The organism is Ornithinibacillus gellani (genome assembly GCF_003730295.1).
Classification (GTDB): domain Bacteria; phylum Bacillota; class Bacilli; order Bacillales; family Amphibacillaceae; genus Ornithinibacillus_A; species Ornithinibacillus_A gellani.
This window is the reverse complement of record NZ_QTSZ01000017.1, coordinates 395,305-417,255: the sequence shown is the minus strand read 5'-3', so window position 1 is coordinate 417,255 and position 21,951 is coordinate 395,305. Positions and strand designations below refer to the sequence as shown.

Annotated in this window: 24 protein-coding genes and 1 pseudogene; 11 read left to right on the top strand and 14 right to left on the bottom strand. The window is 37.7% G+C overall.

Annotation, left to right across the window (positions count from 1 at the left end):
• Window positions 1–116: 116 nt before the first annotated feature.
• The 4 genes and pseudogenes from DX933_RS06160 to DX933_RS06145 form a co-directional block, all read right to left on the bottom strand.
• Entirely contained in the window at window positions 117–2,318 is a 2,202-nt protein-coding gene (locus tag DX933_RS06160) for a beta-propeller domain-containing protein (RefSeq protein WP_123315594.1), read from the bottom strand.
• 219 nt (window positions 2,319–2,537) lie between these two features.
• Window positions 2,538–3,050, bottom strand: a complete 513-nt coding sequence (locus DX933_RS06155) for a GNAT family N-acetyltransferase (protein WP_123315593.1) — start codon at window positions 3,048–3,050, stop codon at window positions 2,538–2,540.
• Window positions 3,051–3,311: 261 nt separating this feature from the next.
• Window positions 3,312–3,779, bottom strand: a pseudogene (locus DX933_RS06150) (IS1595 family transposase); the annotation flags it as partial.
• Between the two features lie 100 nt (window positions 3,780–3,879).
• Window positions 3,880–4,740, bottom strand: coding sequence for a DegV family protein (locus DX933_RS06145; protein WP_123315592.1), 861 nt, complete (start codon window positions 4,738–4,740; stop codon window positions 3,880–3,882).
• A gap of 122 nt (window positions 4,741–4,862) precedes the next feature.
• Here DX933_RS06145 and DX933_RS06140 point away from each other — a divergent pair, with 122 nt between their 5' ends.
• Window positions 4,863–5,708 (top strand): YitT family protein, encoded by an 846-nt coding sequence (locus tag DX933_RS06140; RefSeq protein WP_123315591.1) that lies wholly within the window; start codon window positions 4,863–4,865, stop codon window positions 5,706–5,708.
• A 22-nt stretch (window positions 5,709–5,730) separates the two neighbouring features.
• On the top strand, window positions 5,731–6,159 hold the full coding sequence (locus tag DX933_RS06135) for a hypothetical protein (RefSeq protein WP_123315590.1): 429 nt from the start codon (window positions 5,731–5,733) through the stop codon (window positions 6,157–6,159).
• Window positions 6,160–6,528: 369 nt separating this feature from the next.
• Here the strand turns inward: DX933_RS06135 and DX933_RS06130 are convergent, their stop codons facing one another.
• From DX933_RS06130 to DX933_RS06120, 4 genes are all read right to left on the bottom strand, one after another.
• On the bottom strand, window positions 6,529–6,792 hold the full coding sequence (locus tag DX933_RS06130) for a NifU N-terminal domain-containing protein (protein WP_123315589.1): 264 nt from the start codon (window positions 6,790–6,792) through the stop codon (window positions 6,529–6,531).
• A 222-nt stretch (window positions 6,793–7,014) separates the two neighbouring features.
• The gene (locus tag DX933_RS06125; RefSeq protein WP_123315588.1) at window positions 7,015–7,215 is read right to left on the bottom strand and encodes a DUF3813 domain-containing protein; all 201 of its coding nucleotides are present in this window, start codon (window positions 7,213–7,215) and stop codon (window positions 7,015–7,017) included.
• Window positions 7,216–7,365 (bottom strand): hypothetical protein, encoded by a 150-nt coding sequence (locus DX933_RS18365; RefSeq protein WP_190279428.1) that lies wholly within the window; start codon window positions 7,363–7,365, stop codon window positions 7,216–7,218.
• 94 nt (window positions 7,366–7,459) lie between these two features.
• Complete coding sequence (locus tag DX933_RS06120) at window positions 7,460–8,296, bottom strand: Cof-type HAD-IIB family hydrolase (protein ID WP_123315587.1); 837 nt, start codon at window positions 8,294–8,296, stop codon at window positions 7,460–7,462.
• 260 nt (window positions 8,297–8,556) lie between these two features.
• Here DX933_RS06120 and brnQ point away from each other — a divergent pair, with 260 nt between their 5' ends.
• On the top strand, window positions 8,557–9,921 hold the full coding sequence (gene brnQ / locus DX933_RS06115) for a branched-chain amino acid transport system II carrier protein (protein ID WP_123315586.1): 1,365 nt from the start codon (window positions 8,557–8,559) through the stop codon (window positions 9,919–9,921).
• A gap of 1,106 nt (window positions 9,922–11,027) precedes the next feature.
• Here the strand turns inward: brnQ and DX933_RS06110 are convergent.
• Window positions 11,028–12,413 carry an MDR family MFS transporter gene (locus DX933_RS06110; RefSeq protein ID WP_123315585.1) on the bottom strand — a complete coding sequence of 462 codons (1,386 nt, stop codon included), beginning with the start codon at window positions 12,411–12,413 and terminating at the stop codon, window positions 11,028–11,030.
• Window positions 12,414–12,842: 429 nt separating this feature from the next.
• On the opposite strand from DX933_RS06110, the gene DX933_RS06105 reads away from it, so the two are divergent.
• The 5 genes from DX933_RS06105 to moaD all read left to right on the top strand — a co-directional run bounded on the left by DX933_RS06105 (window position 12,843) and on the right by moaD (window position 15,427).
• Complete coding sequence (locus tag DX933_RS06105; protein ID WP_123315584.1) at window positions 12,843–13,613, top strand: alpha/beta fold hydrolase; 771 nt, start codon at window positions 12,843–12,845, stop codon at window positions 13,611–13,613.
• A 108-nt stretch (window positions 13,614–13,721) separates the two neighbouring features.
• Window positions 13,722–14,033, top strand: a complete 312-nt coding sequence (locus tag DX933_RS06100) for a metal-sulfur cluster assembly factor (RefSeq protein ID WP_123315583.1) — start codon at window positions 13,722–13,724, stop codon at window positions 14,031–14,033.
• 149 nt (window positions 14,034–14,182) lie between these two features.
• On the top strand, window positions 14,183–14,698 hold the full coding sequence (mobB, locus tag DX933_RS06095) for a molybdopterin-guanine dinucleotide biosynthesis protein B (RefSeq protein ID WP_123315582.1): 516 nt from the start codon (window positions 14,183–14,185) through the stop codon (window positions 14,696–14,698).
• A gap of 29 nt (window positions 14,699–14,727) precedes the next feature.
• Window positions 14,728–15,201, top strand: a complete 474-nt coding sequence (locus DX933_RS06090) for a molybdenum cofactor biosynthesis protein MoaE (protein ID WP_123315581.1) — start codon at window positions 14,728–14,730, stop codon at window positions 15,199–15,201.
• The gene (gene moaD / locus DX933_RS06085) at window positions 15,194–15,427 is read left to right on the top strand and encodes a molybdopterin converting factor subunit 1 (protein WP_123315580.1); all 234 of its coding nucleotides are present in this window, start codon (window positions 15,194–15,196) and stop codon (window positions 15,425–15,427) included. The genes DX933_RS06090 and moaD overlap by 8 nt, the downstream gene beginning before the upstream one ends.
• An 85-nt stretch (window positions 15,428–15,512) precedes the next feature.
• Here the strand turns inward: moaD and DX933_RS06080 are convergent, their stop codons facing one another.
• From DX933_RS06080 to DX933_RS06065, 4 genes are read right to left on the bottom strand one after another with little or no spacing between them, the layout of a single operon-like run.
• Window positions 15,513–15,812 (bottom strand): metal-sulfur cluster assembly factor, encoded by a 300-nt coding sequence (locus tag DX933_RS06080; RefSeq protein WP_123315579.1) that lies wholly within the window; start codon window positions 15,810–15,812, stop codon window positions 15,513–15,515.
• 34 nt (window positions 15,813–15,846) lie between these two features.
• Window positions 15,847–17,085 carry a heme-copper oxidase family protein gene (locus DX933_RS06075; RefSeq protein WP_123315637.1) on the bottom strand — a complete coding sequence of 413 codons (1,239 nt, stop codon included), beginning with the start codon at window positions 17,083–17,085 and terminating at the stop codon, window positions 15,847–15,849.
• A 19-nt stretch (window positions 17,086–17,104) separates the two neighbouring features.
• Window positions 17,105–17,320 carry a DUF2249 domain-containing protein gene (locus DX933_RS06070; RefSeq protein WP_123315578.1) on the bottom strand — a complete coding sequence of 72 codons (216 nt, stop codon included), beginning with the start codon at window positions 17,318–17,320 and terminating at the stop codon, window positions 17,105–17,107.
• Complete coding sequence (locus DX933_RS06065) at window positions 17,317–17,568, bottom strand: DUF2249 domain-containing protein (RefSeq protein WP_123315577.1); 252 nt, start codon at window positions 17,566–17,568, stop codon at window positions 17,317–17,319. The genes DX933_RS06070 and DX933_RS06065 overlap by 4 nt, the downstream gene beginning before the upstream one ends.
• A gap of 252 nt (window positions 17,569–17,820) precedes the next feature.
• On the opposite strand from DX933_RS06065, the gene DX933_RS06060 reads away from it, so the two are divergent.
• Window positions 17,821–20,148, top strand: coding sequence for a nitric-oxide reductase large subunit (locus tag DX933_RS06060; RefSeq protein WP_223805882.1), 2,328 nt, complete (start codon window positions 17,821–17,823; stop codon window positions 20,146–20,148).
• Window positions 20,149–20,297: 149 nt separating this feature from the next.
• Here the strand turns inward: DX933_RS06060 and DX933_RS06055 are convergent, their stop codons facing one another.
• On the bottom strand, window positions 20,298–20,990 hold the full coding sequence (locus DX933_RS06055) for a Crp/Fnr family transcriptional regulator (RefSeq protein ID WP_123315575.1): 693 nt from the start codon (window positions 20,988–20,990) through the stop codon (window positions 20,298–20,300).
• A gap of 220 nt (window positions 20,991–21,210) precedes the next feature.
• Here DX933_RS06055 and DX933_RS06050 point away from each other — a divergent pair, with 220 nt between their 5' ends.
• On the top strand, window positions 21,211–21,450 hold the full coding sequence (locus DX933_RS06050) for a DUF2249 domain-containing protein (RefSeq protein WP_123315574.1): 240 nt from the start codon (window positions 21,211–21,213) through the stop codon (window positions 21,448–21,450).
• A gap of 123 nt (window positions 21,451–21,573) precedes the next feature.
• Window positions 21,574–21,882, top strand: coding sequence for a hypothetical protein (locus DX933_RS06045; protein ID WP_123315573.1), 309 nt, complete (start codon window positions 21,574–21,576; stop codon window positions 21,880–21,882).
• Window positions 21,883–21,951 lie beyond the last annotated feature (69 nt).

The window sequence follows — 21,951 nt, the reverse complement described above, 5'->3', positions numbered from 1 at the left end:
GTTAAAAAAATGCAACAAATGTATGGTAAATAATCATCTATATGTTAAACATATTGCAAACGAAAAAATATCACGGCATCCCTAGAGGCGAGGAATGCCATGACATGATCTAGCAGTTAAAACGATCTAGAAGGTAAGTTCACGGTATGGATGATTGTATTGGAATCCAGATGATATACCTTCATGTGATTATTGGAAAAGGAATACAATATATTTTGGAGAGAGAGCATACGACGCAATTCCGCATCGGAATTTGGATAGTCCATCTGTTTATCTTCCTGATGTGTGATAGAATCAATGACTTCAATCCCATTTTCCGGTGTGATTTCCAGGAGGAATCCTCCTTCAAAGGAAAACACATCTTCTTCATAGGATTCCCTGCCATGTGATACGTTTTTTGTGCGATAAATGGTTGCAGGCATACCAAATAATGGCTTGGATGGATGCTTGTATAATGCATGATGATTGTCATTTAGCTCCGTATAGGAGGAACCTCTACCTATAACTTTATAATCTTTTTCGATTGGACTTGTTGGGTCACTCACATCAAATAAGGACACCTTAATTCCATCTAATTGAACAGAAGGGCGATCACTCCAATTATTTGGAACGAGTGTTGTTTGTTGACCAAAGCCAATCACATGATTTTCATCTAAAGGATGCAAATAATTACTGAAACCAGGGATTTTGAGTTCACCAAGAACTTTTGGATCCCGCGGTGTGCTTAAATCTATGACAAACAACGGATCAACGGTTTCAAAGGTAACCATATATGCTACATCCTCCATAAATCGGACACTATATATTTCTTCTCCTATTGCCAAACCTTCAACGGCACCAATTTGTTGCAGTGTATCATCAAAAACATACAGGTTGTTTACCGTATTATTATTGGCTTGCCAATTATGACCTGACGTAGTGGCAATCCGAAATGTATCATTTCGTTCATCCATTGCAAATTGATTAATAATTCTTCCTGGCACGTTTGCCGTGGCTGTATGTTGGATGCTTGTGCCGTCTAACCGAAATTTTAAAATTTCCGTTTGCGGTTCGGATGGCTCCCAACTCGTGTCATTTTCCTTTTTGGGTGCTAAATAAAGTGTGCTATCTTCTTCATTATAATTCTCTACTGCAATATAAAGATGCTCAGGAGACATATAAAAATCATCAGATGAGCCAAGGTAAGAAGTAATATGGGCTCCTTTGTTCCAATCGTTCAGATCGATCGCTGCTAAAATCATAAATTGATCATCATTGCTTTCCGGAAAAAAATAAAGATCATCATAGGAAATGGGGATACTGCGGCGCGCTGCTGCTGAGTCTCGTATATACGGTCGAATGTCCTGCTTATCCATTACATGTATTTCCGGATTGTAATTTGCAAGCACATATAGATGATGTTCTGTTTTTCTTGTCCCTGCTAAAGAACCTTCCAAAGAAATTTCACGAATCTTTTCCGGATGCGATGGTTTTGTAATATCATATACACGAATCTCAGATGTTTCTTGATACCCTGCATATATTTTATCGGAAGTATCTGCATGATCATGAACATGATGATTTCTTATCAGGTCATTCGTGTAACCCAAAACAATCAGTGTATCTTCGTGTACATACATTTCATGTGGACGGAATCCTTTTTCTTGAATAGTGGATAATACCTTGCTGTTTTCAGCTGCTGCAGAAGTGATGATAATATCACTTTCCCGCATAAAAAATATTTGTTCTCCATTTGTTTTTATGATGTCAGCTTCATCTATACCGGTAACCTGTACATTTGTTTGTGAATTTCCTGAACTCATATCGTTCATTTCCATAGCGGCATCGGCTTCCATCTTGATTGCCATATCCTCGTGATTATCATTCTTTTCTTCCTTGATTCGTTCCGTTAAAATAGTGTGTAATTGATTTTTGTCCTTTATCTGTTGCACATGTTCAACAGCTGTAAACGTATGTGTGATGACTTTTGAAAGTGATTTTCCTTTTGCGGTTTGGACGTTTTGGTTAACAGTGATTTGATATGTTTTATGCAGGTCGTATCCATGCTTAGGTGGATGGATGGTTAACATCGTGTAATCATTATTCCAGGACATTTCAAAATCAATCTGTTTCCCACCGGTAAAAATTTGGACGGTTTCTGTTGTAAACGTGCCTGGGTCCATCGGGGATTCAAAATAAATATTCCATTCTTTGTTTTGGACAGCAAAATGGGATGCATTTGTAAAGACTGCCGTTTGTTTCATAGAGAGTGTAAATACAATTACAGTTCCAATGCCGGCTAACAGCATAGCGCTACATAATATCCATCTGAGCTTCATTCGCCCCACCTCGTTTTTACTATTTGACGTTTGTCAAACGAAGTAGGTTTCATATATATATAAAGGCTATGTAAAAGCTTATAGTTGATATAGGATAAAAATATAGAACTTCCGTTTTTTGGAGGTTCTACTTAGTAATAATGCCTTCTTCGATTAATGCATCTGTTATTTCAATAGGGAAATAACGATTTTCCACAATCGCGCCCGTTGTTGTATAGTTCATTTGAACTCTTCCTTCAAAATTGCATAATAATATTCATCCCACCATTCATTATTTTTTGGAATACATTTTTTAAAAAAGCCTTCTCTTCTCATTCCAATCTTCTCCATAACCCGATAGGATGGGATATTTTCGGGCTGACAAGTGGCTATAATCCTATGTAAGTTTATTTCTTTAAAACCATATTCCAAAATAGCTTGTGCTGCTTCAGAAGCATATCCTTGGTTCTGAAACTTTGGATTGAAAACCCATCCAATCTCATAAGTATGTTCACCAAAATACCTATGAAAAACAATGTGGCCTATAACAATATCTTCATCCATTAATACAACGGGAAATTTTTCGGCGTTATCACCTTTATTTTTATTTACAAAGTCTTTGGCATCCTCTTCAGTAAAAACCCCTTCAGGTATATATTTCATAACATTAATATCTGATGTATACTCATATACATCTTGCCAATCTTTATATTCAAATTCTCGTATCAATAATCTTTTTGTTTTTATGTGCATTACACAAACTCCCATCAAAAATACTTTATTTAACAATAAGACAAAAATAACCTCTAAATGCAATCATTTTTAAACAGTAATCTGGCTACGTTGAACAAAACCAAATAACTTTATATCCACATTTAACCATAAAAACAATTTATCCTTCTTACACTAAATGCCCAGCGAATAAGTATCAGTGTTTATATAGCATTCTTATTTAACCTAATAGTATCATGGGCTCGTCTTCTCAACCGATAATTTATGTTTTGACCCAGCCTCTTCGGAGTTGAATTGGTAAATATCGACTCCCTTTTCAGCAGCATATGTTTTAAATGCACTTCAAGAATCCGTGCAAAGTATATTTTCACTTGAAAGCTTATTTCCAATGGCTTTGTCTAATTGGTCTATTGTTAACCTGACCATACCTAATATCTGCGAAAGTGTTTTTATTACGGTCTTGTGCAACTAACACGCACATTTGTTCATTGCTTATACCATGTTTCTTCGTAGAACCACCATGTTTACGTGATTTTCTACGTTTAATTTTTCTTGTCTTTTTTCTGAGTACAGGAAATTGGTCTCCTGCAACTCTACGACACCTTCAACATTAGGGATCACAATTTGCTTTAACGATGAAAATAGTTTGTGTCTCCAATAAAATAGAGTGACGTGTGTGATGTTACCTATTAAGTCAGGGGATTTTTCGTAGAGAATAACTTTCAATCATCACTCAACAAATTTAATCCACTAATTTTAACAGAGTCTATATAAATAAATTAGATGGGATTAGCAGCACGATTATTTGAAAGCAAAAAAACCGCTACAATATGTAACGGCTCTAATGACTTTATTTATATGGTTTATTTAAAAAGAATAATGCAATGGTTCCTGGCCCCGAGTGCGCACCAATGACGGCACCGACCATTTCAATTAGTACATCTTTGACACCAAATTTCTCTTGAAGTAATGCCGCCAGTTGTTCTGCTCTTTCAATATCATCTCCATGGCTAATACCAATGGTTTGATTTTGAAAGTCAACCCCACGCGCTTCCATAATTTCAACCATCCGGCCAAGTAATTTTTTGGAACCACGAATTTTCTCAAGCGGTATAAGCTTTCCATCCTCCACATGAAGGATTGGTTTGATTTTTAACAAGGTACCGACAAAGGCAGCAGTTTTACTGACACGACCGCCACGGTATAAATACTCTAAATCATCAACGGTAAAGATATGTTCCATATGTTCAGCATGGTAGGTAGCAATGTCTATGATTTCGTTTGCAGATGCACCCTCCAACGCAAGCTTTGCAGCTCTTAGCACAACCAATCCATATCCAATGGATGCACATTTCGTATCCAATACGTGAATAGGTGCTTCCGGGTATTCCTCCTTTACTTCCTGTTCCATCATTTTAGCTGTTTGATATGTACCTGAAAGTTCTGAAGAAAAGGCAAGATAGATTAAAGGTTGATTTGTACTGGCATATGATGTAAAAATAGTCTTAAAGGTTTGCGGTGAAACTTGTGATGTTTTCGTGCTTTGTCCATTGCGCATCGCATCATAAATTGTCTTGGGTTGAATGTCGATGCCGTCTTTATAGTCCTTATTATCTAGATGCACGGTCAAAGGTACCATTTCGATCTGATATTCGTTATATTGCTTTTCCGTCAGATCGCAGGCAGAATCGGCTAGAATTTTAATCGTCAATATTTTCACCTACATTCATGTAATAATAAGCATAGATAATACCTTTAGTCTAATGCTATCTAACATGATAGTCAAAGTATATTTCGTTACTATTTTAAAAATTGAACAAACAGGAGGAGCCTATGTTTTTAATTGAAGCAAGACGCATCACAGTAGTTATATTCGGAGCACTGCTTCTAGCCATTTCATTAAATTTTTTCTTAATTGGCGCTAATGTATATGCAAGTGGGTTTACAGGGGCAGCACAGCTTGTTTCAAGCGTATTTATGGATTATCTTCATATCAAGGTAAGTACAGGGATTTTGGTCTTTGTGTTTAATATCCCTGTTTTTATATTGGGATGGTTTAAGGTAGGGAAGGGATTCACTATTTATAGTGTTGTTTCCGTACTATTTGTTTCTATCTTCTTGCAAGTTATTCCTGTCATTTCCTTATCTGATGATATTATCTTAAATGCTGTCGTTGGTGGCGTTATCGGTGGTGCAGGTGTTGGTATTACATTAAAACTCGGTGCCTCAACTGGTGGAATGGATATCGTTGCAATGGTGCTTTCCAGACTAAAGGATCGCCCAATTGGTACATATTTTCTTATTCTAAATGGGATTATCATTCTTTTAGCGGGAATCTTTTATAAACCGGAAAATGCTTTGTATACAATGTTAACATTATATGTTACCACTGTTGTAATTGATGCCATCCATACAAGACATGAAAAGGTAACAGCAATGATTATTTCCAGCAAGGCAGAAGCACTGCAAAAAGCAATCCATAATAAAATGGTTCGGGGAATCACAATTATCCCAGCCAAAGGAGCCTATACTAACGAAGACCGCAGTATGTTATATACTGTTATTACCCGTTATGAGCTGTATGATTTGGAAAAGATTATTTCGGAAGTTGATCCGCATGCGTTTACCAATATTGTACAGACAACTGGGATCTTTGGCTTTTTCAGACAAAATAATTAAGAGTCAGTTGGGGGAAGCATCCATGAAAAAATATTTATCCATTCTTTTTATTAGTTTATTGATTATCGCTGGCTGCAATGGACAAAAGAGTGAAGAAGCCAAGCCAAAAAATACGAATGAGAATAAAGCAGCGGACACAGATCAAAGTACCGCAGCATTCCAAAATATCGAAGTTGTCCATCAAGGGGAAGGGGTCATCTTTACCGGCGAGGCAAAGGCAACCAACCAAGCAATATATTATAAAATTGTACAAGGTGAAAAAACAGTATTAGAAGAAAAACAGTTAAAATTGAAAGAAGCAGATGAATGGGAAAGTGTGGAATGGACAGTGGAGGTTACGGATGAAATGAAGGACAATCCGGAAACACCCATCATACATCTCTATGGAAAAAACAAACAAGGTGAACCAGTTAATCCGAATTATGTTCCTGTAGACTTATACATTTACTGATACAGTGAAACTTCAATCAGTGGGGGCGTACTTCCCCCACTGATTGTTAGTTGAACCAATCAGGCCTTTACTGGCTGTTGATCCCCCAATTTCTATTCTTGTTATCAGCAAAAAACCTTGAAATGGGGGTCTTACAGCCAGTTAATCTGTGATACAGTGAAACTTCAATCAGTGGGGGCGCACTCCCCACTGATTGTTAGTTGAACCAATCAGGCCTTTACTGGCTGTTGATTCCCCAATTTCTATTCCTGTTATCAGCAAAAAACCTTGAAATGGGGATCTTACAGCCAGTTAATCTGTGATACAATAAATAAAAAATAGACTGTTTCCCGTATGAAAGGGGAGCAGTCTATTCTTTATATGTACGTATTAATAGCCATGTTTTTCGAAAATGGCTTTTACTTCTTCTGTCAATGTATCCCATTCCGCATCAAACTGTTTATTTACTGTAATGAAGTTCTGATAACCGAATACATTGTCAACACCTTCTAGAGCCATGAGCTCATTTAGAATGTCATGTTCACTTGTATCACCAGGCATAACGGAGATACTATTGGTGCCTTCAAAGATTAATTTATCAGTCGTAAATTTCAATGCGTTTGGATTGGGTGTTGCTTCTGGTCGTACACTCATCATATTCCCCTCCTGATATACATTCATATCTATATATTAGCAGATTAAGAAGGAAATAAAAAGGGATATATAGCGGAAACACGCTTATTTGGAGCGGTGTACCGGAAACTCCGGTACACCTGTTTGTAACTTGCTTGAAGCAACCCCGTTTCATCTCGTGGAAATGAAGTGGCAATTACCATCACAAGCTTGCTTAACGGTTAGCATATTAGCTGCCGTTATTTAGCTCAACTGGTTTTCTTGAAGCTGTTGTTCAAGTTGCTCCAGTTGCTGGCGCTCCTCGGGGGTGCAATCGGCATAAGCCGCTTGAATGGCATTTTTTGCAGCTTCCTTGTCCTGCTCATTTGCAGTTCCTGTACCCATTGCGGAGTTTGCAAATCGGTTTACAGCATCCTTTGCTTGCTGAAAAAGATTGTTTTCCATTTAAAAGCCTCCAGTGGAATGTTTTTTAGCTTCTTCATCCTTGCGTTCTACATCAGAAAATCTAGAACGGTAAGGAAAACGCTCTTCATACAACTTTACGGAATCAGCACTTTGTTGACTAAATCGGCGTGATTTACTCTTTTTCCCCATCGGTGATTCCTCCCAGCAAAAAAGTGAACGAATAGGACTCGTTCACTTCTAGTATGGTATGGATGTATGGAAAATATGGCAGGAAAAATACGGCTTAAATGGGTTCCGTTATTTTGATATTCAGATATTCTTCTAAAAATACACTGATTCCATCTTCTTCATTTGTTTTGGTAACGTGACTTGCAATTGATTTTAATTCATCGATCGCATTATCCATTGCAACACCAACACCTGCATAATCAATCATTTCCAAATCATTATCTTCATCTCCAAATGCAATAATTCTTTCTTGGGGGATATGATAATAGTGAGAGATTTTTTGCAGGCCAACCGCTTTATTCATTCCTTTTTTTACGATTTCAATTATATTCCAGGGTGCTCCCCATTTTCGGTGTTCAATTACTTCTGCATGGTGATCATCTAAATTACTGCGTAACGCTGTAATATGATCTTCTTTTGGATAAATGAGTAAAGAAGTAGGATCGTCTATCAGCTTTTGCTTTAAGCTGCCAATTGTGAATGGATTTCTTTTGGCTGTTTGTTGAAAAATATTAATGAATGTTTCATCATATTTGTCTAAGTAAACATCATCCTGGATTTCCGCCATGATGTTATGCACATCCAATTGGTAGCATGTATCCACGACACTTAATGCTGTCCGTTTTGGCATTGGATTATGCAGTGCTCTCCATTTATTATCTCTTGGATGATGAATGAGTGCACCATTGAAATTAACCATCGGTGTATCTAATCCAAGTGTATGATAGTAGTCAATACTAGCCCGATGCGGCCTGCCAGTAGCAATGATGACGATATGACCTTCTTTCATTGCTTTTTGTAATATAAGTTTATTACGTGAACTAATCCGTTTATCATCGGTTAACAATGTTCCATCCAAGTCTATGGCAATTAAATGCTGTTTATTTTGCATTACTATATCACCCCATATCTGTCAAGTATAACATCTGAAGTTTTTTCAGTCTACCGGGATTCTTCGTTTGTAGTAAAAAATAATTTGAAATTGTTCAAAGAAATTTAAAATGATGAATCCTTTATCGGAAAATCTGGAAAACTCTTGTAGCATCAGATTGCATACTCTGTTGAAATTTGATACTATTTTTCGTATTATTAAAAATCGACAAATATCACATGTTTGTCGGGAAATTATACACTATATAAAGGTTGATGACATTGAAAACGAAACTATCATTTTCTTATCATATTGCCATTGGGGTTATGTTGTTTGCATTATTTTTTGGTGCTGGAAACCTTATTTTTCCAGCGGAACTAGGACAAGGATCCGGGTCGAATCTTTTGCCAGCAATTATAGGCTTTTTGATTACAGGAACAGGTTTACCACTTTTGGGGGTGCTTGCTATTGCTTATTCAGGTAGTGAAAATTTGCAAGAACTTGCTGGTAGAATCCATCCAATATATGCGTTGTGTTTCACATCTTTATTATATTTAACGATTGGTCCATTTTTTGCAGCACCAAGAACTGCGACAGTGGCCTATGAAGTAGGATTCCAGCCTTTCATTGGAGAAGGTAGTCAACAAATTGGTTTATTTATTTTTAGTTTCATATTTTTTGCTGTTACACTTTTATTTTCGCTGAAACCAGCGAAATTGGTGGATAATGTAGGGAAAATATTAGCACCTGGAATTGTTATCTTACTTGCGATTTTGTTATCGTTGGTTGTAATCAAACCAATGGGATCCATTGAAGCTCCACTTGAAGCATATGCAAATGGTGCGTTTGTAACTGGTTTCTTGGAAGGATATAATACAATGGATGCACTTGCTTCGCTCGTGTTCGCAATCATTGTGATAAAAGCGATTCGTTGCATGGGGATCACGTCCAAGCATGATATAATACGTTCAACGGCAAAGGCTGGAACAGTGGCTATTATTCTACTATCCGTCATATACGTGGGAATTGCCTATTTAGGGGCAACAAGTACTCATGTGTTTGGCGTCTTTGAAAATGGTGGTCCTGTATTAAGCAGCGCTTCTACATATTATTTCGGAGCATTAGGAACAGTACTACTCGCAATTGTTATTACACTTGCTTGTCTGACAACAGCAATTGGTCTTGTTACTGCGTGTGCAGAATATTTCCAAACATTATTGCCTAAAGTAAGCTATTCAATGTTAGTCGTATTTTTTTCGGTCCTAACATTTGTCATTGCGAACTTTGGTTTAACAAATATTATTAAATATTCGGAGCCGGTATTAATGTTTCTTTATCCGTTGGCAATTGTGCTCATATTGCTGACATTTTTATCACCACTCTTTCATCATGTACGTTCCGTTTACGTTTCAGCAACCATCGTAACTTTTTTGATTAGTATCGTGGATGGACTTAAAACGTTAGCCCGTACGTTAGAAATAGACAACTTTAGCTGGTTGAAACCTATTCTTACATTTTATGACGCTGTATTGCCATTATACGATGAAGGACTTGGTTGGTTGTTGCCTGCTTTGATTGTAATGGTGATTACGGGGGTTGTTGCCCGGGTTTATAAACCAATTACAGCAAGTGCTATAAGAAAATAATGTATATAAGAGGCTGGGACAATACAATTTCTATCCAATCAAAAAGTGAACATTTAATAAGTATATTACCTTGCTCAGGGAATATACTTCGCTTTCCGTGGGCGAGCAATAAGCCTCGGGGCAACAGGATGTTGGTCATGAAGGCGTTGCGACAGGACGTCGCAATTTTAGCCTTCCCACCACCAGTTCGCCTTGCGGGGTCTTATATGGCTCTTCGCTCCCACAGGAGTCTACGTATATTCCCTGAGCTAATTCATGTGATTGTTCGTCTTTTCAACCGATAATTTATGTTTTGTCCCAACCTCTTATTATTTGTGACATTTCATGAGAAAAAATGTATGTAGGGGTTTTCCATGATGAAATGAATCCATTTCATCATTCCATATAGCGCTCCAAAAACCAAACGTTATCATTTGAGCGTAAAGAAAAGGCTTCGACTTTAGATGATCACTCTTTGCGGGCGGCTGATAGGCCTTGGGGCAATAGGATGTTGGTCATGAAGGCGCCTGTGACAAATATTTTCGGAGGGACGAGTGGCTTTTGTGCAGTCCCAAGTGTTTTCAGTGGGACATGCTTTTACACAAACCCAGAACGTCGGGATCTAAGCCTTCCCACCAGCCGTTAGCCTTGTGGGGTCTTATCCAGGCTAGGCCTTCCTTCCGCAAGGGGTGACCACCTGCCGTTTCAGCTAATTTCTTGATGTGTTGAAATGAGAATAATCCTATTATATTTACTTTTCATGTTCGGTTATATTTCAGCGATTACTACCTATTGTGGAAATGGCCCAAATAATAGCTATAATCCTTTTTTCTATTTTCACTGCAAAATGAAAAAGATGACTTCTATTTATGAAGAAATCATCTTTTAAAAAACAAGGATTATTTTATTTTTTGATTAAATTCAACATGATACCAACTATCGCGATCAAAATAACTGCGTCAATGATGCGATGGAGATAAAGGGTTCATCGGCTAAATTTACCGTTGGGACGCAATGCTAAACCATGCCATATGGGGGCGGTTTAGATGTAGCTAATTAGGTGATTATGCTTTTGTTCATCAGAAAATGAAAATATGATGATGGATTTTTTTCCACGTTGAAGAATTTTAATTTCTCTTGGATTTTTCAATAAAGAAACTAAGTATAATACCCAATGCGGAAATGGCTGTTAACACAATAAAGGCAACATTCACCCCATGGATAGAAGGATGTTCAATATTAGGATTTGACTGTGCAGTTGTAGTCGTAATGGTCATTACCGTAACAAGAACAGCTGTACCAATGGAAGCTGCAACTTGACGTAGTGTATTTGTCATAGCTACTCCATGTGGAATTAATTTTTCTTCCAATTGATTCAATCCAGCGGTTGTTGCAGGCATCATGACCATGGAAATACCGAACATGCGTATCGCGTATAAAATTGTAATCGTGAGCATTGAGGTTGCAATCCCTAAATTGGTAAAAGCGATTGTACTAATGGTTATGATGGTAAACCCAATAATGGATAACCATTTCGCCCCGTATTGATCAAATATTTTTCCCGTAATTGGTGACATCATACCATTGATTATAGCCCCGGGTAAAATAGCTAAACCGGATTCCATTGCGGAAAAATCTCGCATGTTTTGCATGTATAAAGGAATTAAAGTTTCTGTACCGATTAAACCTAAAAAGGCAATCATCGGCAAAATGACGGATAAAGTGAAAATAGGATTTTTAAATACACGGAATTCAAGCATTGGTACGCGTAAACGAAGCTGTCTCAGTATAAATACAGTAAGAGATATTACGCCAATAACCAGAGAAGTAATAGTCGATATACTTCCCCATCCATTATTTCCCGCACTTGTAAAACCATACAGTAAACCACCAAAACCGAATGAAGATAAAATGATAGATAAAATATCCAATTTAGGATAAGTCAACTTTGTCACATTTTTCATCACTTTAAGTCCAATTAAAACCTCTAAGATTCCGATTGGCAGGATCATATAAAATACCGCTCTCCAGGAAAAGGTTGTTATAATCCACCCGGATATGGTAGGGCCTAAGGCAGGTGCAAAAGAAATAACTAATCCAACAAGCCCCATCGCCATGCCACGTTTTCGAATAGGGAACATGAATAAAAATACGGATTGCATTAATGGCATCATAATACCTGCACCAATCGATTGGATGACACGACCAAAAATCAACGTATTAAAGTCAAACGCAAATGCAGCAAATAATGTACCAAGTGTAAACACACCCATGGCGGTGGTAAATAATTGTCTCGTCGTATATCTTTCGATTAGGAATGCTGTAATAGGAATCATTATCCCGTTTACCAGCATAAATATTGTCGTTAGCCACTGCCCGGTATTTGCACTAACGCCCATTTCCTTCATAATCGGAGGAATCGCCGTTATCATTAACGTTTGATTTAGAATGGAGATGAATCCACCAGATAAAAGTAATAGAATAATTGGTTTTCTGTTAAACGTATTTTCCATAAAGTTTTCCTCTCTATAAGTCCATAGTCAATTTACGCATACTAGATAATGTACATAAAAAATCATAAAAAAATCAATAATTATGCTTGTGACACAAACACAAGAACATAGGCAGCTGCAATATGGACCAAAAAAGCGTATTTTAAAAAGATCAAATGGAAATGAATCTCATTCATGTCAATTTAAATTCAAAATCATACATGTGTAAATGAATAGCTGTGAAAAGACGATCCATTTAAAAATGTCCAGTTGGTTTGCAGATGGACCAGCCCCACCATGTATTTTGTAGAACGTTTGAAGATGCCTTCGTCTACCTGTCTGAACCATGATCCTAAATATAAGTCCACAACCACTCAAGAGTTGCATTTAAAAAGTCAATAATATTATGATGGAGAGGTAGAGAAAAGTTGTGAGGGAGGCAGTTTTGAGATGATTGGCGTATATAAACAATCGATACAATCCATACCCTGCTTAATCGCAGTCGATGTAGACAAGAAAGATACTGCATTACCATCAGTCGTTTATTTCCATGGTTTTACGAGTGCAAAGGAACATAATTTACCATTGGCATACCTGCTGGCGGAAAAAGGTTATCGTGTTATTTTACCAGATAGCAATTATCATGGAGAAAGACAAGCAGAAGTTTCTGCGATTAAAAGACAGGTTTCCTTTTGGAATATTGTGCTACAAAATGTCCATGAATTGGGGCTGATTAAAACATACCTTGATGAATCCGGTCTCTTATTGAATGGGCAAATTGGGATTGCCGGGACTAGTATGGGAGGTATTACAACAACCGCTGCATTAACGCAGTATCCTTGGATTAAAGCAGCAGCAGTATTAATGGGATCGCCCAAAATAACGATGTACGCCAAAACTTTGGTTGATAGCTTTCGGAAAACTGGTAATTTGCCGGTGACAGAAGATGAAATTGAACAACTATATGTAGAATTGAAGAAATACGATTTGTCATTACAGCCAGATAAGCTGAAGGACCGTCCTGTATTATTTTGGCATGGTGAAAATGATGCTGTCGTTCCTTTTGACCATTCCTATACCTTTTATGAAGAGGCTAGGAAACAATACAAAGATCAAGAACGCTTACATTATGTGAAGGAAGCAAACAGAGGACATAAAGTTAGCCGGTTTGCCATTTTGGAAACAGTAAAATGGTTTGAAACCTATCTTGAACATGAATGATATTTTGGCCTATATAACCTGAAAATAATCAAAAGCGTGACCTAAATCATTTAATTATGATGGGAAATATGATTAAATAGGATTAAGAATTGTGAAGGAGGCAAGGTCATGAAAGAAGCACTGAAAGAGAACTTGCTTGGTGCCCTTGAAAATGTCATGGACCCGGAATTGGGAATTGATATTGTCAATCTTGGTTTAATATATGATGTGGACTTAGATGATAATGGGGTTTGTACAGTTACCATGACATTAACTGCTATGGGCTGTCCATTGGCAGGTCATATTGAGCAGGATGTACGCTATGCACTTGCAGACATTCCAGAAGTAAAAGAAATTGTGGTAAATATTGTCTGGGATCCACCATGGGGTAAGGATAAAATGTCCCGCTATGCAAAAATTGCATTAGGCATTCCAGATTAATTTAAACAGACAAGAAGGTTGGTCCAAGATTCGGATCGACCTTTTCTATTATCATCACGGATAATGTCATGATTTCACTCAGATATCCAAATAAACAGATAGGACACAACCTTCAATGAAAGCATTTCTACATATGTGGGGGATACAAGATGACAAAGACAGTCCCGACATTTCAAGTAGTCGGTTATCGTAATTCAGGAAAAACCACTGTCATGCAAGCACTTATTCACTATTTTACCAACCAATCATTAGCAGTAGGTACGATTAAGCATCATGGTCATGGAAGTGAGCTACAGTTCCCTGTCGATACAGATAGTGGTAAACATTACGCAGCTGGTGCAATGGTAAGTGCGGTTCATGGAGAGCACGAGTTGCAGCTGTATATGAACAAGCACGAAACCGACACACTCGAAAAATTAATTAAATGGTATCACTCGTTTCCAGTTGATTTGATTTTAATCGAGGGTCATAAGCTTGCAAATTATCCTAAGATGGTTCTATTACGAAACCATTCTGATTATCGTTTATTGGAACAGCTGACCAACATTCATTTGGTTGGTTCATTGGATAAGGATTTATTGGAAGGGTTGCCTTATGAAACCTTTTCACTGAACAATGTAGAGGAAGTCTTGCCACTTATATCTCGGCATATTATAGTGGAGTAAATACGTATGGTGGGAGAAGACAGAATGATATGACAAAAAAATATTGGATAACAAATGAAGCAATTCATCTGGAGGACGTTGTCAGCAAAGTCATCCGACCAGAGGCGGGGGCAATTAGTACGTTTATGGGAACAGTCAGGGAATTTACGCATGGGAAGCGTACACTCTCATTAGAATACCAGGCATATATATCGATGGCAGAAAAGAAGCTGGAGCAAATTGGTGAAGAAATTGAGAAAAGATGGGGGAATACACAAACAGCAATCGCACATCGGATTGGAAAGCTTGATATTTCAGAGATAGCTGTTGTCATTGCCGTCTCTACTCCTCATCGTAAAGATGCATTTGAAGCATCTCGTTATGCTATTGACCGAATCAAAGAAATTGTTCCCATTTGGAAAAAAGAAATTTGGGAGGATGGCACGAGCTGGATAGGCAATCAGAAGGAAAATGATTCCTATCAAGAAGAAATACCAACAAAGGAGGAGATGAGCCATGATTAACGTGTTATTTTTTGCAGAGCTACAAGAACGGCTTGGTAAAGAAAAAATAACACTGGAAGCAGCAGGAATGACAGTTGCTGAGGTCATAGAGAAGTGGATTGCAGCATATGAATTACCGAATTTGGAATATGCGATGATAGCAGTAAATGAATCCTATGCATCGAAGGAAACAATTCTGGAAAATGGGGATACCATTGCATTTATCCCACCAGTAAGTGGTGGCTAAGCGGCAAATGAAAATGAAGTAATCATCCTGCAAGCTATCAGGCGATTACTTCATTTTTTTAATAACACGATGATTTGTCAGTATATTAACCAAAACCAAGCATTTGTTTTGCTTGATCGCTCATGTTTAAAGGAGTCCATGCAGGTTCCCACACGAGATGTACAGTTACTTTTTGAACGTCTTCTATTTGTTGAATTCTATGTTCGACTCCGGCAGTAATACTGTCATGCATCGGACAGCCAGGTGTCGTTAGCGTCATGGTAATAGTTACATGGCTTTCTTCTATTTCCACATCATAAACGAGACCTAAATCCACAATATTAATACCCAGCTCTGGATCAATTACCTCGTATAATGCTGATCGAACTTTTTCCTTTAGTGACATGCGAAACCTCTCCTTTTCAATATGTTAAGTAGCATCATGATGATTTCACGCGCAGTACATGAATGATGGAAGCGGCATATAGCACAGAGCCAATAAATAATAGCCCCTGGAATAGTAATAGCAGTGCCACCTGCTGTAACCAGACTGCCACTAATATTCCAATCATACTCACCACAAACAGAATAAATAATTGTACACTTCGCTTTTCATTCACCATTTCCTTCATTGTAGGCACTTTTTCTTTGCCGATTTTATCGGAGAATCGGTGTGTCCACCATAAAAAGGGGACAATTTTATATAGATAGCCTAGAATACTAAAAATGATCCAAGCCATGACATAGACGTAAATAAGCCAGCTCCATATCATCATGTCTGTTACCTGAAATAAAGAAAGTAAAAATGCGCAGGTGTGAACGGCAAGGGCGATTCCGATAGCAAGTAATGAAAATTGTAATGGTTTATCCAATTGTTTTCGTATTCTTTTTTTCAAAATTTCCAGTATATCCAATGTGAAGAGGAAAAAGCCCATCAGCAATAACAACCATCCTATCGTTTGTCCAACTGAATGGTGAATCCACACGGAAATCGTCCATAGCATTAGCCCACATATATAAGCAATAAATGCTTTTTTAGCCATTTTCATCGAAAAACCATGAGATAGACTAAACATCGGAACCAATTTATAGGAGAAGCCGATGATAAGTAATGTAAACCACCCTGCTAAACCAAATAAAATGTGGGTAGATAAAATTTGATTATGGTTGGAAAAGGCATGTGCAGACAGATTCCATGCAAGCAATAAACCCGCACTTATAGTAAGTGCAAGACTTGTTAAAGCAGCAAGAACAAAATAAGTCATCATATTTTTTTGTTTTTGTTTTAGAATAGTACAGCCCATTTGAAATAAAAACAATAAGACTCCAACGATAGCAACCGCAGCGCCATATACTGCAAACTGCGGAGCAACTCCCAAAAGAATTGCAAAACAGGTAATTCCAATGATTGTAATCCATAATTGGATGTAACCAAGCTTATGACTCCAGATTTCGGTTAAAAATGCTACCGGTACAAGTTGATACATCGCGCCCATCGCAACCATCATAGCAAAACCAAGCAGGAGAAAATGGGCACCGGACCAAATAGCAGGACTGCGAAATTGTCCAGATTCCAAAAATGAATATCCATACAATAAGATGCCTTGTGCAATCACAAAAGCAATCAGCCCAAATAGAATAAAGCCTAGCGGTAATTTAATGTCTGTTGAGGATTTCATATTTGGCTGTCCAAGCATGTTAATCACCATTCTTTGTGATTGTTATTTGGAAGCTTCCATCATCATTTGGTTCCGTAGAATGTGTATATCCCCGTTCGTCTAATTCTTCATATAAAAACATCGGACGCCGATCATTTATGATTTGAAGTGTTTCACCTTGTTCCATTTTATCTAGTGCTTTTAGGGTGCGCATCATTGGTTGTGGTGGTTCCAATCCTCGATTATCAATTATCATTTTGCTGTTTCCTCCTTTTTTATATAGGTAACCTTCCAATGCTTTCTTTCTATTTTGACCGCATCATGGGTAAAGCCTTTCCGTTTTAATACGGCATGTAATGGTACTGGATTAAAAGGAGCATGCAGAACAAACGCTTGACCTTTTTCTAAGCTTTTAACCGTTCCCATTATTTTATCGAAAGGTTCTTTTTTTAAGCGTAAATCCTCTCGAACATCAAGTTCAACTACGGGTTCAAATGATTCCATGCGTTGTGCCTCCTTGCAATAAATTGTAGGTGTATCTATATATAATGATAATCATTTTCAATTAGGAAAGATGTGATGCCTATCACACATTGTAAGTACGCGGACATACTTGGTTTTTTTATGATTACATTTATAAAATGTGATATATGTCACAAATATTTAATAAAGCATCACAAAAAACGTGATGAATATCACATTTTGCATACCTGTATTTTTATAAGCTAGATGTATCACATAGAAAGGGATGGTCATATGGCAAGGAATAGAAGGAGAGATACAGAAAAAGCAACTTCAGTAAATAGCCTATTGAAATCTGTCCTCATTGCAACATTATTATTAAGTTTTACAGCCTTACTTGTAGGCGGTTTTTGGATATTTAAAAATCAAGCACCTCGACCACTTCAAGTCGTTTCTCCAAATGGCGAAACTGTCATGACAAAAGATTCAATCGTTGGTGGTCAAGCTGTTTTTCAAAAATATGGTCTGATGGACTATGGCACCGTGCTTGGTAATGGTTCCTATATGGGGCCCGATTATACAGCAGAAACGTTGAAAATATATACAGAGGGTATGCAGAATTATTATGCTCAGGAAACATACAGCAAAGCGTATAAGGAATTGGAACAAGCCGAGGCTGCGGCGATTAAAGATCAAGTGATTCAAGAAATGCGTGAGAATCGTTTAGATGATTCAGAAACGACTCTTACATTAACAGCAGCTCAGTTGTATGGTTTAGAGCAAGTAGAAAACTATTACCAACTCATTTTTACCAAAGGGGATGGTTGGGGTTTGCAGCAAGGTCTCATAAATGAATCACATATGCCAACAACTGATCGGGCATATGTAGCTGATGGAGATCAAATTCAACAAATTTCTCACTTTTTCTTTTGGACAGCATGGTTATCCAGTACAAATCGAGTAGGGGAGGACATCAGTTATACAAATAACTGGCCGTTCTATGAGGATGCGGGTAATGTGATGTCTTATTCAGCTGTTTTATGGAGTGGTATTAGTATCACCCTGCTTGCTTTATTTTTGGCTGTTATTTTATATGTATTTTATCGTTATCGTTTGGGAATGGAAGAAGCATATACACCGGATCGATATCCCGTTTATGATCTACAGCAGCAGACCCCTAGTAGATCCCAGGTGAAGTCGGCGAAATTCTTCCTGTTGGTCGCTGTAATGTTTTTTATCCAGGTTATGTTTGGAGCCCTTCTTGCACATTATTATGTTGAGCCGGATTCCTTCTTTGGAATGAAATGGATTTATGAACTTCTTCCATTTGGCGTGGCAAAAGGCTATCATTTACAGTTAGCTATATTTTGGATTGCAACTGCTTGGCTTGGGTTAGGTATTTACATTGCACCAATTATCGGAGGTCGTGAACCGAAGAAACAAGGACTATTCGTTGATATTTTATTTTGGGCACTAGTAGCTGTCGTAGTTGGTTCTACGATTGGTCAGTGGCTTGGAGTGAATGGTTACTTAGGTAATAAATGGTTTTTATTTGGGCACCAAGGTTGGGAATACTTAGAATTAGGACGTGTTTGGCAAATTGCTCTAGTAGCAGGACTTGCGATATGGTTATGGATTATTTATCGTGGTATTCGTAATGGTTTGAAGCAGGAAACGGATAAAGGTGGATTAATTCACTTGTTATTCTATGCATCCATTGCTGTACCTGCATTTTATATATTTGCATTCTTTATTAATCCCGAAGCAAACTTTACCATGTCTGATTATTGGCGGTGGTGGGTCGTGCATTTATGGGTAGAAGGAATATTTGAGGTTTTTGCCGTCGTTATTATTGGTTTTATGCTTGTCCATTTAAAACTAGTGACGAAACAATCGACCGTTCGTGCATTATATTTCCAAATTACCATTTTACTCGGCAGTGGAGTATTAGGTATTGGACACCATTATTATTATAATGGTTCACCTGAGGCATGGATGGGAATCGGCGCTGTATTTAGTGCATTGGAAATTATTCCGTTAACCTTACTTGTGTTAGAAGCATATGCACAGTATAAAATGATGCGGGATGGTGGCGTGTACTTCCCTTATAAATTAACATTTTGGTTTTTAGTTGCAACTGCATTATGGAATGTTGTAGGAGCAGGTGTCACTGGTTTTCTTGTAAATCTACCTGCTGTAAACTACTTTGAACACGGACAATTTTTGACACCAGCCCATGCGCATGCCGCAATGATGGGTGTGTATGGTATGTTTGCGATTGCAGTTATGCTATATGCGCTACGTCATGTTGTGCAACCGGATGCTTGGAAGGATCGTTGGTTGAAGATTGCATTCTGGATGCTTAATATTGGTTTGGCAGGCATGGTGTTTGTGAACCTTACACCGATTGGTTTCATCCAGTTGAAGGAAGCTTTCGTAAATGGATATTGGTCATCACGTACAAGTGATTTCTTAAAACAGGATATCATTCAAAGTCTATTACTTTGGAGAGCGGTTCCAGATACGATTTTTCTAATTGGTGTCGTGATTATTCTATGGTTCTGTGTGAAAGCAATGTTTCATTTACGTAAACCGAAAACAGAAGATGGAGAACAAATATAAGCTGCGGCTTTGAAAGCATTAATTCAGGAACCTATTCAAACATCATGACAATATTTAAAATGCAGGATGGATCCAAGGCCTTGGATCTTATCCTGCATTTTAGATTGTATGGAATATTTTTGGTCAACATCATGTTGGCCCAACTTCTTTCAAAATAGTTCACTTTCCAGCATGTCAATTTCAAGTAGAATATGACCGTCTTTATTTGAATCAACTAATCCCTGTTTCTTTAATTGTGATAGTGTACGGCTCACTGTCTCACGACTAGAACCAATCATATTCGCCAGTTCTCTGTTGGTGAAATGGGTTGTTACTTGAACGAGTCCATCGTCTCTTTCTTTACCATATTTTTTTGCAAGTCGAAGTAATAGAAGGATAATCTGCTCATATGTATTCCGCAATATTTTTTCCTCCAGCCGGGTTTGCAAATCAACGATGATATCTCCCAATACTTTAAATAATTTAATGCATATTTCAGGATGTGTAATTAGAAAGTTTTCGAATAAGTTAATTGGGATATAAATTAATACGGCATCCTCCAGCACTTCTGCGTGTGCAGGATAGTCATCCTGGCGAAAGAAGCCTTGATGGGGGAACATATCACCTTTTTGCAATACATTCACAATTTGTTCCTTCCCATGAAAATCAGTTCGATAAATTTTTATTTGGCCCTGTTGAATAAAATATACGTTGGTCAGTGGGTCACCTTGCATAAAAATATGAGAACCGGTCCGATACATTCGGTGTTTGGCTAAGTCTAAGATGGGTTCCATTTCCGCATCTGTTAAATCTTTAAAAATGGGAAACTTTTGAAGTAAATTTTTGATTGAGGAGCTGTTCAATTTGCTCGTCTCCTTTCTCAATAACAGCTATTCATTCTCATTTAAGAGTACTATCTCCATATTATCATGTTCGCAAGTCATTTGATGTATGAAAACATGACTATTTTACGAAACTGTGATGAAAATCATAGGCGAATGGTGTTTTTTCTCACATAAAAATGAAAAGAAATGAATTATGATAAGGGTGTGGGATTGATTGAATGATAAGGAGGTTATAATGATGAGCGAAATTCAATACGCAATCAAGCTGCACGCACCAGAAATTGAACCACGATTCCGTCATCCACGCATTTTTGAAATGTTTGATGGATTGAAGTCGGGTGAATTCATGGAGCTTTCTAATGATCACAATCCGAAACCACTTCATTACCAATTTATGATTGAACGAGAAGGTATGTTTACCTGGGAATATTTACAAGAAGGACCTGATTTATGGCGCGTCGCGATAGGTAAACTTTAATAAATGAAATGAAGCTCTGGATGGTATACTATCTGGAGCTCTTTTTTTTACCCACCGTCTTATCCTCTGTGTCACCAACAAATGGGCGTTTGAATAGTCTAGTTGGTGAGGAGGTTGAGGTAATTGAATCAGGATGTAAAAAAAGTATACGACTTATGCAAGGCTCATATTCATTCTTATGTACTTGCGGAAATGAATGATGGGTCTAAGATTGATGGTATCATAACTGGATTGGACGACGAATATGTTTATATGGCAGTGCCATTTGATCAAGAACAGGATGTATCTCAGCAAATGAACCATCACAATAGGCAATTCGGCTATCCAGGTTTCGGTGGTTTTCCGGGGTATAGCTATCCGCCCAGACGATTTAATCGATTGATTTTGCCGCTTGCTGCGCTTGTTGCATTAACGGCTTTACCTTGGTATTAAAAACTGCATTCGATATACTGCAGATGCAAAAAACCCTTGCCAATACATATTAGGCAAGGGTTTTGCTTA

Excerpts from the sequence above, each read along its gene's own strand:
- DX933_RS06160 (WP_123315594.1), bottom strand. The coding sequence starts at position 2,318 with ATGAAGCTCAGATGGATATTATGTAGCGCTATGCTGTTAGCCGGCATT.
- DX933_RS06155 (WP_123315593.1), bottom strand. The coding sequence starts at position 3,050 with ATGCACATAAAAACAAAAAGATTATTGATACGAGAATTTGAATATAAA.
- DX933_RS06140 (WP_123315591.1), top strand. The coding sequence starts at position 4,863 with ATGTTTTTAATTGAAGCAAGACGCATCACAGTAGTTATATTCGGAGCA.
- DX933_RS06135 (WP_123315590.1), top strand. The coding sequence starts at position 5,731 with ATGAAAAAATATTTATCCATTCTTTTTATTAGTTTATTGATTATCGCT.
- DX933_RS06130 (WP_123315589.1), bottom strand. The coding sequence starts at position 6,792 with ATGAGTGTACGACCAGAAGCAACACCCAATCCAAACGCATTGAAATTT.
- DX933_RS06125 (WP_123315588.1), bottom strand. The coding sequence starts at position 7,215 with ATGGAAAACAATCTTTTTCAGCAAGCAAAGGATGCTGTAAACCGATTT.
- DX933_RS18365 (WP_190279428.1), bottom strand. The coding sequence starts at position 7,365 with ATGGGGAAAAAGAGTAAATCACGCCGATTTAGTCAACAAAGTGCTGAT.
- DX933_RS06120 (WP_123315587.1), bottom strand. The coding sequence starts at position 8,296 with ATGCAAAATAAACAGCATTTAATTGCCATAGACTTGGATGGAACATTG.
- DX933_RS06110 (WP_123315585.1), bottom strand. The coding sequence starts at position 12,413 with ATGGAAAATACGTTTAACAGAAAACCAATTATTCTATTACTTTTATCT.
- DX933_RS06105 (WP_123315584.1), top strand. The coding sequence starts at position 12,843 with ATGATTGGCGTATATAAACAATCGATACAATCCATACCCTGCTTAATC.
- DX933_RS06100 (WP_123315583.1), top strand. The coding sequence starts at position 13,722 with ATGAAAGAAGCACTGAAAGAGAACTTGCTTGGTGCCCTTGAAAATGTC.
- mobB (WP_123315582.1), top strand. The coding sequence starts at position 14,183 with ATGACAAAGACAGTCCCGACATTTCAAGTAGTCGGTTATCGTAATTCA.
- DX933_RS06090 (WP_123315581.1), top strand. The coding sequence starts at position 14,728 with ATGACAAAAAAATATTGGATAACAAATGAAGCAATTCATCTGGAGGAC.
- moaD (WP_123315580.1), top strand. The coding sequence starts at position 15,194 with ATGATTAACGTGTTATTTTTTGCAGAGCTACAAGAACGGCTTGGTAAA.
- DX933_RS06080 (WP_123315579.1), bottom strand. The coding sequence starts at position 15,812 with ATGTCACTAAAGGAAAAAGTTCGATCAGCATTATACGAGGTAATTGAT.
- DX933_RS06075 (WP_123315637.1), bottom strand. The coding sequence starts at position 17,085 with ATGAAATCCTCAACAGACATTAAATTACCGCTAGGCTTTATTCTATTT.
- DX933_RS06070 (WP_123315578.1), bottom strand. The coding sequence starts at position 17,320 with ATGATAATTGATAATCGAGGATTGGAACCACCACAACCAATGATGCGC.
- DX933_RS06065 (WP_123315577.1), bottom strand. The coding sequence starts at position 17,568 with ATGGAATCATTTGAACCCGTAGTTGAACTTGATGTTCGAGAGGATTTA.
- DX933_RS06060 (WP_223805882.1), top strand. The coding sequence starts at position 17,821 with ATGGCAAGGAATAGAAGGAGAGATACAGAAAAAGCAACTTCAGTAAAT.
- DX933_RS06050 (WP_123315574.1), top strand. The coding sequence starts at position 21,211 with ATGAGCGAAATTCAATACGCAATCAAGCTGCACGCACCAGAAATTGAA.